Source organism: Streptomyces sp. P9(2023), from assembly GCF_032436795.1.
Lineage (GTDB): Bacteria > Actinomycetota > Actinomycetes > Streptomycetales > Streptomycetaceae > Streptomyces.
Window position 1 is genome coordinate 1 of sequence record NZ_JAUPWM010000671.1, and the last position, 253, is coordinate 253.

General features: G+C 47.8%; 1 protein-coding gene. It reads right to left on the reverse strand.

Annotated elements, in window-relative coordinates:
• Positions 1 to 239: hypothetical protein (locus Q5762_RS39070; RefSeq protein ID WP_315897070.1), on the reverse strand; the 239-nt coding region annotated here is incomplete at its 3' end.
• Between the last annotated feature and the right edge of the window lie 14 nt (positions 240 to 253).

Below are 253 nucleotides of genomic sequence, written 5' to 3' on the forward strand. Positions count from 1 at the left end.
CCGAACTTGTCTTTGATCTGCTTCTTCAAGCCCTGTGGGAACATGTTCCACGTATCAGCCCATACTTTGTCGTTCGTATCCGAGATGTCTACAAAAGCATCCCGATCCTTTGCAGACGACCAATCAGCATAGAGCTTCTCAATCAACTGAGTATTGAACTCACCTGCAAGCTGTTCTTCAACGATACGACCAGCCCAAGCACCCATCATCATTCCAAGATGCGTGTTGTGCTTCAGCATTGCCAGTTTGCCCT